The organism is Streptomyces sp. NPDC097640, assembly GCF_040302705.1.
Taxonomy (GTDB): domain Bacteria; phylum Actinomycetota; class Actinomycetes; order Streptomycetales; family Streptomycetaceae; genus Streptomyces.
On sequence record NZ_JBEOSB010000007.1, the window covers coordinates 202921 to 214199 of the forward strand.

General features: G+C 68.8%; 13 protein-coding genes. 8 read left to right on the forward strand and 5 right to left on the reverse strand.

The features are described 5' to 3' along the window. Positions 1 to 56 precede the first annotated feature (56 nt). From ABTY62_RS13180 to ABTY62_RS13190, 3 genes are all read left to right on the forward strand, one after another. Positions 57 to 1094 (forward strand): chitinase, encoded by a 1038-nt coding sequence (locus ABTY62_RS13180; protein ID WP_352129513.1) that lies wholly within the window; start codon positions 57 to 59, stop codon positions 1092 to 1094. A gap of 153 nt (positions 1095 to 1247) precedes the next feature. After that, complete coding sequence (locus ABTY62_RS13185; RefSeq protein ID WP_352129514.1) at positions 1248 to 2609, forward strand: extracellular solute-binding protein; 1362 nt, start codon at positions 1248 to 1250, stop codon at positions 2607 to 2609. Further along, entirely contained in the window at positions 2609 to 3523 is a 915-nt protein-coding gene (locus ABTY62_RS13190; protein ID WP_352129515.1) for a carbohydrate ABC transporter permease, read from the forward strand. The genes ABTY62_RS13185 and ABTY62_RS13190 overlap by 1 nt, the downstream gene beginning before the upstream one ends. Here the strand turns inward: ABTY62_RS13190 and ABTY62_RS13195 are convergent. Together ABTY62_RS13195 and ABTY62_RS13200 are read right to left on the reverse strand one after the other, a co-directional pair. Then, entirely contained in the window at positions 3493 to 3693 is a 201-nt protein-coding gene (locus tag ABTY62_RS13195) for a DUF397 domain-containing protein (protein ID WP_352129516.1), read from the reverse strand. The two genes, ABTY62_RS13190 and ABTY62_RS13195, sit on opposite strands and share 31 nt — an antisense overlap. Positions 3694 to 3696: 3 nt before the next feature. Beyond that, a complete protein-coding gene (locus ABTY62_RS13200; protein WP_352129517.1) occupies positions 3697 to 4572 on the reverse strand; it encodes a helix-turn-helix domain-containing protein in 876 nt (291 codons plus the stop codon). A gap of 183 nt (positions 4573 to 4755) precedes the next feature. Here ABTY62_RS13200 and ABTY62_RS13205 point away from each other — a divergent pair, with 183 nt between their 5' ends. Together ABTY62_RS13205 and ABTY62_RS13210 are read left to right on the forward strand one after the other, a co-directional pair. Next, the gene (locus ABTY62_RS13205; protein ID WP_352129518.1) at positions 4756 to 5208 is read left to right on the forward strand and encodes an ATP-binding protein; all 453 of its coding nucleotides are present in this window, start codon (positions 4756 to 4758) and stop codon (positions 5206 to 5208) included. 26 nt (positions 5209 to 5234) lie between these two features. Further along, positions 5235 to 5759 carry an HIT family protein gene (locus ABTY62_RS13210; RefSeq protein ID WP_352129519.1) on the forward strand — a complete coding sequence of 175 codons (525 nt, stop codon included), beginning with the start codon at positions 5235 to 5237 and terminating at the stop codon, positions 5757 to 5759. Here ABTY62_RS13210 and ABTY62_RS13215 read toward each other — a convergent pair. The 3 genes from ABTY62_RS13215 to ABTY62_RS13225 form a co-directional block, all read right to left on the reverse strand. After that, positions 5737 to 6453: a hypothetical protein gene (locus ABTY62_RS13215; protein ID WP_352129520.1), complete on the reverse strand. Its 717-nt coding sequence runs from the start codon at positions 6451 to 6453 to the stop codon at positions 5737 to 5739. The genes ABTY62_RS13210 and ABTY62_RS13215 overlap by 23 nt on opposite strands. Before the next feature lie 109 nt (positions 6454 to 6562). Continuing rightward, complete coding sequence (locus tag ABTY62_RS13220; RefSeq protein WP_352129521.1) at positions 6563 to 7849, reverse strand: HNH endonuclease signature motif containing protein; 1287 nt, start codon at positions 7847 to 7849, stop codon at positions 6563 to 6565. A 474-nt stretch (positions 7850 to 8323) separates the two neighbouring features. Beyond that, a complete protein-coding gene (locus tag ABTY62_RS13225) occupies positions 8324 to 9112 on the reverse strand; it encodes a maleylpyruvate isomerase family mycothiol-dependent enzyme (RefSeq protein WP_352129522.1) in 789 nt (262 codons plus the stop codon). Between the two features lie 168 nt (positions 9113 to 9280). Here ABTY62_RS13225 and ABTY62_RS13230 point away from each other — a divergent pair, with 168 nt between their 5' ends. From ABTY62_RS13230 to ABTY62_RS13240, 3 genes are all read left to right on the forward strand, one after another. After that, the gene (locus ABTY62_RS13230) at positions 9281 to 9763 is read left to right on the forward strand and encodes a cupin domain-containing protein (RefSeq protein WP_352129523.1); all 483 of its coding nucleotides are present in this window, start codon (positions 9281 to 9283) and stop codon (positions 9761 to 9763) included. 107 nt (positions 9764 to 9870) lie between these two features. Further along, positions 9871 to 10806: a carbohydrate ABC transporter permease gene (locus ABTY62_RS13235; RefSeq protein ID WP_502997452.1), complete on the forward strand. Its 936-nt coding sequence runs from the start codon at positions 9871 to 9873 to the stop codon at positions 10804 to 10806. A gap of 67 nt (positions 10807 to 10873) precedes the next feature. Further along, positions 10874 to 11275 (forward strand): effector-associated constant component EACC1, encoded by a 402-nt coding sequence (locus ABTY62_RS13240; protein ID WP_352129524.1) that lies wholly within the window; start codon positions 10874 to 10876, stop codon positions 11273 to 11275. Positions 11276 to 11279: the final 4 nt, after the last annotated feature.

Here is an 11279-nt window from a genome sequence, read left to right on the forward strand (position 1 = left end):
TGCACGTATGCTCCCCTCTCGTCCTTGTTGCGTGTGTTGTCCGGAGGACTCCCCCCATGAAGAACATGTCCAAGCGCACCCGCAGGCTCGCGCTCACCGCGACCTGCGCGCTCATAGCCACGGGCGGCGCGGCGACCCTCGCCGCCACCGGCGCCCAGGCCGCACCCACCGCCCCCACCGCCGCGAGCGCCCCAAGCGCGGCCGCGGCGGCCAGCGGCCAGACCGGCCCGTACCTCTACCTCGGCTGGGGCAGCCCGCCCAAGGCCACCGATGTGATGTCGGCCACCGGCACCACCCAGTTCACGATGGCCTTCATCCTCTCGGACGGCGGCTGCAACCCGAAGTGGGACGGCTCCCGCGCGCTGACCGGCGGCAACGACCAGTCCACGATCAACTCCATACGCTCGGCCGGCGGCGATGTCACGGTGTCCTTCGGCGGCTGGAGCGGCAACAAGCTCGGCGAGAAGTGCTCCTCCGCCTCCGCCCTCGCGGGCGCGTACCAGAAGGTGATCGACGCCTACAAGCTCAAGTCGATCGACATCGACATCGAGGCGAGCGAGTTCGAGAACGCGACGGTCCGGCAGCGGGTGATCGACGCGCTGAAGATCGTCAAGCAGAAGAACAGCGGCATCAAGGTGTACGTCACCTTCGGCACGACCACCAGCGGCCCGGACTCCAACGGCAAGGACCTCATCAAGCGCGGCGCCGCGGCCGGCGTCGACGTGGACGGCTGGGCCGTCATGCCGTTCGACTTCGGCCAGGGCTCCGTCGACATGGCGGCGGCCACCAAGTCGGCGGTCGACGGCCTGAAGAACAGCGTCGCGAGCGCGTACGGGCTGTCCTCCGACGACGCGTACCGCAAGGTCGGCTTCTCCTCCATGAACGGCAAGACCGATGTCGCGGGTGAGACGGTGACCCTCGACAACTTCAAGTCCGTGGTCTCGTACGCCAAGAGCCACCACCTGGCCCGGGTCAGCTTCTGGTCGCTCAACCGCGACCGCAAGTGCGGCTCCGGCGGGGACGCGGACGCGTGCAGCGGCATCGACCAGGGGACGTACGACTTCACCAAGGTGCTTGCGGGCTACACCGGCTGAGCACGCGGGCCGCCGAGCCGGGCGCCACCCGGGCTCACGACCACCGAGCTGACGTTCGATCAAGGACGTTCCTGGTCAAGGGGATTGACCTTGTAATGGGCCCGACCGTACGGTCGGCCCGCAGCCCCAGAGGCCAGCAAGGAGGTCGTGCCCGTGCGCCACACCGCCCCACTGATCCTCACAGCCGTCACCCTCGTCGCCGCCGCAGGACTCACTGCCTGCGGCGGCGGCTCGGGCAGCGACCCGGACACCGTCAAGGTCGCCTACAAGCGCAGCACCGACAACAAGATCAGATTCCAGGACAACTATCTCGCCGGAGTGAAGAGAGAGTTCGAGAAGGCGAACCCCGGCAAGAAGGTCAAGCTGATCCCGATCCAGGCCCAGGACAACGACTACGCCACCAAGGTCCAGCAGATGATGCGGTCCCCCAAGACCGCGCCGGACCTGGTCTACGAGGACACCTTCCGGATCAACTCCGACATCAAGGCGGGCTATCTGCGCCCCCTCGACGACTATCTGGCCAAGTGGCAGACCTGGGACCAGTTCGTCGACACCGCGAAGGCCGCGGCCAAGGCGGAGGACGGCAAGACGTACGGCATCCCGGACGGCACCGACACCCGCGGCCTGTGGTTCAACAAGGACATCTTCGCCAAGGCCGGGCTGCCGGCCGACTGGCAGCCCGGGAGCTGGGACGAGATCCTCGCCGCGGCCCGCACGATCAAGGAGAAGGTCCCCGGCGTCACCCCGCTCAACGTCTACACCGGCAAGGCCCCGGGCGAGACCTCCGTCATGCAGAGCTTCGAGATGCTGCTGTACGGGACGGGCGAGAACCCGCTGTACGACCCGAAGGCGAAGAAGTGGGTCACCGGCGGCCAGGGGTTCAAGGACGCCCTGAGCTTCATCAAGACCGTCTACTCCGAGAAGCTGGGCCCCGATGTCTCCGACGCCCTCGACCCCAACGTCGGCACCACCGTCTACAGCGAGTGGCTGCCCGAGGGCAAGCTCGCCATCGACCTCGACGGCTCCTGGCTCGGCCAGAACTGGCTGAAGACCGGCGGCAAGCCATGGCCCGAGTGGTCCAAGACCCTCGGCCAGGCGCCCATGCCCACCCAGAACGGCCAGGCCCCCGGCAAGGTCAGCATGTCCGGCGGCTGGACCTGGGCGATCACCGCCAAAGGCAAGAACCCCGACCTGGCCTGGAAGTTCGTCGAGCAGCTCCAGACCAAGAAGAACGCCACCGAATGGTGCGTGACCGGCGCGCAGATCGCGGTCCGCGACGACGTCGCGAAGGACCAGCGCTATCTGTCCTCCATGCCGGGCATCGACTTCTTCACCGGCCTGGTGAAGTACACCCACTACCGGCCCGCGCTCCCCGTCTACCCCCAGGTCTCCACCGCGATCGGCGAGGCCATGGAGTCGGTGACCACGGGTGACGCCTCCCCCGACAAGTCGGCCAAGTCGTACGACGACCAGCTGAAGTCGATCGCCGACGGCGCCACGGTGGCCAAGGGCTGATGGCGACCGCGACCAAGGTGGCGGCGGCCCCGGCGCGCTCCGGGCGCCGCCGCCCCCTGCGCCACCGCCCCCTGCGCTGGCTCCCGCTCGCCCCGGCGACGGTGCTCCTGCTGCTCTTCCTCGGCGGCCCGATCGGCTACTGCGTCTACATCGCCTTCACCAACATGCAGCTGACCGGCGCCTCCACCACGGACTTCGTCGGCCTCGACAACTTCCGGCGCGCCTTCGCGGACGACGACTTCCGCAACGCGGTGGTCCTCACGCTCGTCTTCACCCTGCTGTCCTCGCTGATCGGCCAGAACACCCTGGGCCTGGCCCTGGCCACCGCCATGCAGCGCGCCTCCAAGCCGGTACGGACCATCACCGGCTCGATCGTCATCGCGGCGTGGGTGGTACCCGAGGTCGTCGCGGGCTTTCTGCTGTACGCGTTCTTCCGCCGCGAGGGCACGCTCAACGCCATCCTGGACTGGCTGCACCTGCCGTCCCAGAACTGGCTCTTCACCCTCCCCATCATCGCCGTCTCCTTCGCCAACGTCTGGCGCGGCACGGCCTTCTCGATGCTCGTCTACTCCGCCGCGCTCTCCGAGATCCCCAAGGAGATCAACGAGGCCGCGGAGGTCGACGGTGCGAGCGGGCCGCGCCGCTTCTGGCACATCACCCTGCCGATGATCCGCCGCTCCATCGGCACGAACCTGATGCTCAACACCCTCCAGACGCTGTCCGTCTTCGGCCTCATCTGGGCCATGACCCGAGGCGGCCCCGGCAACCGGAGCCAGACCCTCCCGGTCTTCATGTACGACCAGGCGTTCAACAAGTCGCTGATCGGCTACGGCACGGCGGTGGCCCTGTTGCTGCTGCTGGTGGGCGCGCTGTTCTCGCTGGTCTACCTGCGGTTGATGCGCGACGAGGTGTGAACGACGGCCTCCCGGAAGGCGGCCCATGCGGCGGGCGCCACGCGCAGTATGGGGCCTTCCGGGCGCTTGGAGTCGCGTATCGCGACGGTGTCGGGGTGGTTGGTGGCCACCTCGACGCACTCTTCTGTTGCGTTGCTGTAGCTCGACTTGCGGAAAGCGAAGGCTGTCACGGCTCATAGCTCCTTGACGAGAGTCGAGATGAAGGCTCGGGACTCGGCCTCGGGGAGAGCGCGCCGGGCCGTCTCCTCGAACAGTCTTACGTGCTGCGCAGCGCCGTCGCCACCCTCAACCCATGCCGTGGACAACGCCACCTCCGCATAGACCACATCCATCGAGCCCGGCTCGGCGAACGAGATGACGTTGAAGGAGCCCGCGAACGCTGGGACGAGCCCGGCGCTGAAGGGGAGAACCTGGATGGTGACGTTGGGGCGCTCGCCCCAGTCGAGAAGGCTCGTCAGCTGCTCCCGGGCCATGTCGGGTTCGGCACCGGCGATGCGCAGCGCGGCCTCCGGGATGACCGCCCAGAGGGAGAGCGGCGCTTCCCCGGAAAGCCTCTGCTGGCGCGCGGCTCTGGAGGCCACAAACTCCTCGGTCTGATCGGGGTGCTCGTCCGAGAACTTCGAGCGGCGCAGCGACCGGGCGTAGGCCACGGTCTGGAGCAGGCCCGGGATGAAGGACACCTGCCATGTCTTGATCGAGGTGGCGGCGTTCTCCAGAGGCACGTACTCCCTCATGTTCTTGGAGAGCGGGACGTTGTTCCACCACCCCTTGGCCTTGCGGCGCTCGCGATCGATACGAGCCAACTCCAGGAGCGCGCCGACCGCCTCCGGCGCGGACACGCCGTACAACTCGCACAGCGTCCGGATATCCGGCTCGCGCATGGGAACCCAGCCGCTCTCCATCTTGGCGATCTTCCCGGTCGACGCGGTGATGGCTTTCGCGGCTTGTACTTGCGTCAGACCCGCCCGGGTCCGCAGCAGCAGGAGTTCCCCACCGAGCTTGCGTCCCAGGACTGTTGAGACGCGATTCTCCTGCACAGCCTCTGCCATCTGACAACCTCCCTGATTCACGCACAGTGTGGGCCCCTGCACAGTCCGCACGCAAGATCGGTTACAAATTTCCCGGGCTCGGTTGAAACGATCCCCAGAGAGGAGCTACGGTCCGTGATGAACCGATCGCGCAGCGAGTCGACTCGCGCGCTCAGGCCCCAAACCGCCTGCTGGAGGTGTGCGATGGCATTCGCGCCCCAAGACCCACGGATCCCGGACCCCAACGACCCCGTCGTCCATCACGACCGCGTCGACTACGCCCCATTCCCCAAAAGCGTGACCGTCGCCCGCCGCTACGCCGCCAAGCTGGTCGCCCACTGGGGCTACCCCGCTCTCGCGAACGACACGGCGCTCATCGTCTCCGAGCTGGCCAGCAACGCCGTGCTGCACGGTGGCGTCCCGGGGCGTCACTTCCGCATCCAGCTCACCCTCACCAAGACCCTCCTGCGCATCGCCGTCTCCGACGCCAAGGGCGAACGCCTCCCCCGGCCGCGCCGGCCCGCCCCCGACGACAAATTCGGACGCGGGCTCCTCATCGTCCGCGCTCTGGCGACCCGCTGGGGCGTGCGGGAGCGAACCGTGGGCAAGGAAGTCTGGGTCGAACTCGACCTGGCGACCTGCCCGGTCGAGCACTGACCAGACCTTCCGAGAAAGGGGCACGCATGCCGCCGGAACCGCAGTCGATGGACCTGGAGGCCTACACAGCCAGGGCGCACCACGGGCCCTGCTTCGTGTGCGCTTTCGTGTCGGGGGACCCCGACTACGCACATCACACGGTCTTCGAGGACGACGACCACGTCGCCTTCCTCGACCGGTGGCCCACCCTGACCGGCAAGGTTCTGGTCGCCCCGAAGAGACACATCGAGCACGTCGTCCGTGACCTCGACCCGGAGGCCTACGGACGGCTCATGCTGGTGGTGCGGGAGGTCGCCCTCGCCGTGGAGGACTGCGTGGGCGCCGAGCGGACGTACCTCTACTCCCTGGGCAGCCAGCAAGGGAACGCCCATCTGCACTGGCACATCGCCGGGCTGCCGCCGGGCACCCCGTACGAGCGGCAGCAGTTCGCGGCGCTGATGACCGAGAACGGCGTGCTGGCCATGGCCCCCGAGGAAGCCTCCGCCATGGCCGAGCGCATCCGTGACCGCATCGCGGCGAGGGGCGGGCTCAACGCACCAGGTAGGGGCTGAAGTGCTCCGCGACGTCATCGGCGATGGCCATGGCGTCGCGGGAACCGTCGACTTCCAGTACGCGGATACCCAGCCCACGGGCGGTACGCACAGCCTCCTCGGCGATGAGACGGTCACGGGCCAGGCGGTTGGCCTGCGCCCTGGCCGGGTCGCTGACGGAGTGATCGAGCGCGGCGGCCCGGGGCAGTACGCGAACTTGGTGTTCGCGAAACTCGGGTGTGGGCACCATGACGATCATCCGGCGCGGTGAGTCGATGATGGGCGCGACGAGCTCGGGGCGGAGGCCCCAGCCCTCGGCGATGATCGGCCGCCCGGAGACCAGCGCGCGCAGATCGTCCAGCGTCCATTCGAAGCGGACCGGGAAGTCGGCCAGGGTCCGGGCGGCCATCGCCTCGGGGGTGGTGTTGACCCACACCTCGTCCAGGTCGGGATCGGCGGCGGGCTCGCCGAGGCCGATGCGACGTGCGAGGCGACGATCGTTGTGCGCGCGGGCGTCGTGGTAGTCGTAGTGATAGGCGGTGATGCCGTATCTGGCCGCCAGGATTCGAGCGACGGTCGATTTTCCGGCCCACTGGCCGCCGCAGATCCATAAGGCCTGATGCAAGGTGCCCAACGGGTCCCACACTTCGCCGCCGGTGTCGAGGTCATGGCTGGTCATGCGATGCCCTTCTACGCCTGTCGTCGCCGTCGTCATCTGCCGACCCCGACCCCGACCCCGACCCGCTAAGCCGCAGGCGAGTGCGGGTTTCGTCTCGCGTCTTCGGCGCAAAGTCGTGGGCTGCGGGGTTCGCGGGGTGGGGTGGCTATTCGAGGTAGTTGTGGGGTGGGTTGGTGTAGGTGTGGCCGGTGGGTGCGGTCCAGGTGGTGATCCCGGTGTCAGGGTCGCGGGTGACTCGCCATCCCGGGTAGTGGGTCTTCATCAGGTGATGCCGCCGACACAGCGGGCCCAGGTTCTCCGGGACGGTCTGTCCTCCGGCCTCGGGGTTGTCGTGGTTGAAGGGCCGGACGTGGTCGAGGTCGCAGCGGTGGGCGGGCATCTGGCAGGTGGGGAAGGTGCACCGGCCGTCCCGGGCAATCACATGCCGCTCCGTCTCCGCCGTCGGCTTGTACGTCGCCGGATCCGTCTTGACCAGCATCCCGGTCTTCGGCTCGATGATCAGACGCCGCCAGATCGTCCCCTCGGCGAACGCGATCTCCCTCGCCTGCCCCGCGGTGATCGGCCCGTACCCCTTCAACTGCGCAGGCTCCTCACTCTCCCCGATCAGCACATCCAGCGGAACGGTGACCTGCACAACTGCCGCCGACCGACCACCCGAACCCTGCTCCCTCGCGCTGCCGGTGCCGCCGGCGCCGACGGTGCTTGTGGCGGTGGTGCGGTTGACGACCAGGTCGAACAGGGCGTCCACCCGCTTCTGCTCCAGCGTCCGCCCCTCATCCGGCAGAGTCGCCGCATGCGCGTCCACGGCCTGATTCATACGAGCGGCCTGCTCGGCCGGCAGGATCGCGCCCCACATAGCCATCCCGTCGGCCTGCGCGTAGTGGACCATCTGCCGCTCGCGCTTACGCTTGCGATGCCGCTCCTCCGCCCCGTGCGGGTCGGCCCGGACAATCTCCCGGGCCAGCACCCGGCGGGTCTGGCCGGTGGCCAGGCGGGGCATCTTCCCGGCCACAGCGGCTTCGACCTCCGCGGCAAGCAGCGGGTCGAGGACGCCGCAGGCCTCGGTGACGGCGACGGCCTGCATGTAGCAGATCTCCCCGCGCTCCAGCAGCCCCAACGTGGTCGGGTAGTGGCTGTCGAGCTCCCGGGCCACTTGCAGCCGCTTGGCCGCCGTCGTCCCCGACAGCTTCAGCGCACAGGCCACTTCCTCACACGCGAAGTTCCACTCACCCTCCATGCTCTCGCTCCACTTCCCCTCCGGCAGCGCGGCCTGCGCGTCAGCATCCAGCGCGGCCAGGATGTGGACCTGCTGCGCCTGGATCCACGCCGTGTGCCGCTCAAGGGCCTTGAGTGCATCGATACGGCCGGTGTGGGACAGCTTCTCCGGATCCAGCAGCGGCAGCGCAACCGCGGTCGGCGGCCCCGGAGCCATGTCGGCAAGGTAAGCGGCCCATTCGTCCGGCGTCCCCGGAACCAACGCCGAGGCCACAGACGAAACCGGTGCCGGTTCCGGTTCCGGTTCCAGTTGCGGTGCCGAGCGAGCGGTCTGCGTAACAGTGGTCGTAGCGTTGCCCCCCACGGCGATCACCCCCCAGTGATGCGCTCAACGCCCGCCTCCCCCAGCGGGCTCAACACCTCCATTCTCTCTCACTCTCCGTAACACGGCCAGGTCACAACCCCCAACTCCACTCCTTCGAGTGACTGTTCGGAACCCGGAACTCCACCCACACCCTCCACCCACACCCACCCGCCGACCACCGCACCGACCCCGCCACCACCACCAGCCGCAGCAGTACCAGACGGCAACGGCACCGGCCCGCCCCCTCCCTCCCCGCTGCCAGCCGCTTTGCGCCGTAGGCGCGAGACGGTGCGTGCGCTCGACGACCGGAGAATGCCGCTCGGCGGCTCACTCGTGAAGCCAGAAGCCCGTTCGCTTCAGCCACAGGTCGAGCAGGGCGGCGTCCCCGTGGATCTCGGTCCGCTCGTCGACGGGTCGGCCGTAGACGAACAGCAACAGGTCGGCAACCGGGCCACGGACGGTGACGGCCGCGTCCGCATCGCCGCCGCCACGCTGCCACTGGGGGACGTCGCCGGTGAGGTCGACGAGCCACTCCCCGGCCGGGTCGTCGGTGGCCCGGAAGCAGAGCGTGCGGCCGGCGCCGAGCAGCGGTTCCGCGTCCGTGGGGTCGTACGCCTCGGGGACCGTGCCGAAGCCCATCCACTCGTCGAGGCCGTCGCGCGCCACCGCCGCGTCCACCTCGTAGGCGACCCCCACGGTCCGGGCGGCGTCGGCGCGGTGGACGACGGTCTCGAACAGCATGCGCCGCGCCCAGAACACGATGGGCTGGTCGGGCACCACGGTCCATAGGCGGGTGTCGGGGCCGGCCTCGGTCAGGTGGTCCGTGAGCAGCCGCGCGCCCTCGGCGAGCCAGGCGTCGACCACGGCCATGTCCTTGTCGCCGTAATGGAAGACGTCGTTGACCTGGTCCTCCGGGACCTGCTCGGTGGCCCGGGTGCGGACGATGGTCTCCACCCAGCGATGGGCTCCGCTGACGTGCCGTAACAGCTGGCCAAGGTTCCACTCGGGGCAGGTTGACACGTGGACGGTCGGGTCGGCGTCCTTCACCAGGGCGCGCAGCGAGTCGGTCTGGGTGAGGATTTCGGCGCAGTAGCGGTCAAGGTTCCAGTCAGACATGCGGCCAGGCTACGAGGCGCGGGGCGGCGGGGCGAGGGCGTCTTCCGACCGAGCCGATGGGCCGCGCGCCCTGGTCCCCAGGTCCCCTGACACTCCGTTCTCCCGGCCGACGACCACACGTTCCGTCCGTGTCCACAATGCGGTGACGGTCAAACAAAGGAGCCGAACATGTCGTACCCCGAGCCCCGCTATCTCGGCGAGAACGGCGAGGTCAACGCGGTGTACAGGCCGGTGGACACCCAGCCGGAGCTGGACTCCCCCTCGGGCAACCGAACGCACTACCTGGCCACGCACGCCTCCACCGGGGGTGAATTCGGGCTGTACCGGGTTGACATGGGACCCAGGTCGCCAGGCCCCAGCACCCACTTCCACCGCTCCATCTCGGAGTCCTTCTTCATCCTGTCGGGGGCGGTGCGGCTGTACGACGGCGACCACTGGATCACGGCGCGCTCGGGGGACTTCCTGTATGTGCCGGTCGGCGGGTTGCACGCGTTCAAGAACGACTCCGACGACCCGGCGTCCCTGCTGCTGCTCTTCTCCCCGGGCGCACCGCGCGAGGAGTACTTCGAGCAGGTCGCGGAGATGACGCGGCGCGGCGGCAAGGAGCTCGAGGAGTTCCGTATCCGCCACGACAGCTTCTTCGTGGACTGAGGTCTCCGAAGCCGCACGTGACAGCAGTCTTCCCCCCACGGCCGGGCGGGCGGTTTGATGTACGGAACGCTGATCGACTGCGCTCGCAGGCGCGAGGAGGTCCGAGGTTGTCCGCACTCTCCGGCCGCACCTTGTCCCGTCCGGCCAAGTCCGCCCCGCTCAGTTCCCGCAGATCCGGCAGATCCCGCAGATCCCGCAACGCCGCCCCCCGGACCGCCTGGTCCCCCCGCACCCGCCGCCGACTGGCCGCCGACGCCGCCCTGCTCGTCGTCGCCGCGGCCTTCGTGCTGCCCCTGGCCTGGCTGATCCTGGCCTCGGTGGACGGCGAGGCGACCTTGCGCGTCTCCGCCCCCGGCTCCCCCACCCTGGACAACTTCCAGGCGGTGTGGACGGACGAGATCACCTTCACGCCGATGCTGAACAGCCTGATGCTGTGCGGCGGGGCCACCATCCTGACCGTGGCGTGCGCGGCGCTGGCCGCCTATCCGCTCTCCCGGTTCCGCTCCCGCCTCGTACGCCCGTACCTGCTGACGATCCTGTTCAGCACCTGTCTGCCGATCACCGCGATCATGGTCCCGGTCTACGGCCTGTTCGTCCAGGTCGACCTCATCGACACGATGTACGGGACGGCCCTGTTCCTGGCCGCCTCGCAACTTCCCTTCGCCATCTGGCTGATGAAGAACTTCATGGACGGGGTGCCGATCATCCTGGAGGAGGCCGCGTGGACGGACGGCGCGTCCTGGCTCCAGAGCCTGACGCGCGTCATCCTCCCCCTGATGGGGCCGGGCATCACGGTCGTGATGATCTACAGCTTCATCATGATGTGGGGCAACTTCTTCGTGCCCTTCATGCTGCTGCTCACGCCCGAGCAACTTCCGGCGTCCGTCAGCATCTTCACCTTCTTCGGCAACTACGGCCAGGTCGTCTACGGCCAGCTGGCCGCCTTCTCGATCCTCTACTCGACCCCCGTGATCCTCCTGTACGTGCTGATCGCCCGCCGGATGGGCGGCGGCTTCGCGCTGGGCGGGGCTGTCAAGGGGTGACGGCGGTGGGTGACGGGTCGTGAGAAAATCCGCTGTTACGGCGGTGAGCGAGCGAGGGGGCGCGCACATGGAGCAGGTGGAGATCGGCTTCCGTTTCGACGAGGGGGACGACGAGGGCGAGGCCCTGCGGTCGCTGTACCGGCATCTCTACCGGGATGACTCCCTGGAGCGGACGTCCACGGTCGAGCTGCGGGAGGCCCCGCCTCTGCCTCTGGAAGGCGCCATGGGCGGCGTCTGGGACACGGTGAACATCGTGCTGACGCACGCCACCGCGCTGTCCAGCCTGGCGGTGTCCGTGGCGGCCTGGCGCCAGAGCCGACCGTCCACGCCGCCCCTGAACGCCCAGTCGAACGGGACCACGGTCACCGTGCGGACCGACGACCCGGAGGCCGTGCGCCGGCTGCTGGAGGCCCTGAACACCGCCGACAACACCGATTCCGGCGACTCCGGCGACTCGTCGGAGGGCTGAAGGC

What these genes read in the sequence shown, in the direction of transcription:
- ABTY62_RS13230 (WP_352129523.1), top strand. Translation starts at nt 9,281, where the DNA reads ATGTCGTACCCCGAGCCCCGCTATCTCGGCGAGAACGGCGAGGTCAAC.
- ABTY62_RS13190 (WP_352129515.1), top strand. Translation starts at nt 2,609, where the DNA reads ATGGCGACCGCGACCAAGGTGGCGGCGGCCCCGGCGCGCTCCGGGCGC.
- ABTY62_RS13225 (WP_352129522.1), bottom strand. Translation starts at nt 9,112, where the DNA reads ATGTCTGACTGGAACCTTGACCGCTACTGCGCCGAAATCCTCACCCAG.
- ABTY62_RS13240 (WP_352129524.1), top strand. Translation starts at nt 10,874, where the DNA reads ATGGAGCAGGTGGAGATCGGCTTCCGTTTCGACGAGGGGGACGACGAG.
- ABTY62_RS13205 (WP_352129518.1), top strand. Translation starts at nt 4,756, where the DNA reads ATGGCATTCGCGCCCCAAGACCCACGGATCCCGGACCCCAACGACCCC.
- ABTY62_RS13180 (WP_352129513.1), top strand. Translation starts at nt 57, where the DNA reads ATGAAGAACATGTCCAAGCGCACCCGCAGGCTCGCGCTCACCGCGACC.
- ABTY62_RS13200 (WP_352129517.1), bottom strand. Translation starts at nt 4,572, where the DNA reads ATGGCAGAGGCTGTGCAGGAGAATCGCGTCTCAACAGTCCTGGGACGC.
- ABTY62_RS13215 (WP_352129520.1), bottom strand. Translation starts at nt 6,453, where the DNA reads ATGACGACGGCGACGACAGGCGTAGAAGGGCATCGCATGACCAGCCAT.
- ABTY62_RS13220 (WP_352129521.1), bottom strand. Translation starts at nt 7,849, where the DNA reads ATGGCTCCGGGGCCGCCGACCGCGGTTGCGCTGCCGCTGCTGGATCCG.
- ABTY62_RS13210 (WP_352129519.1), top strand. Translation starts at nt 5,235, where the DNA reads ATGCCGCCGGAACCGCAGTCGATGGACCTGGAGGCCTACACAGCCAGG.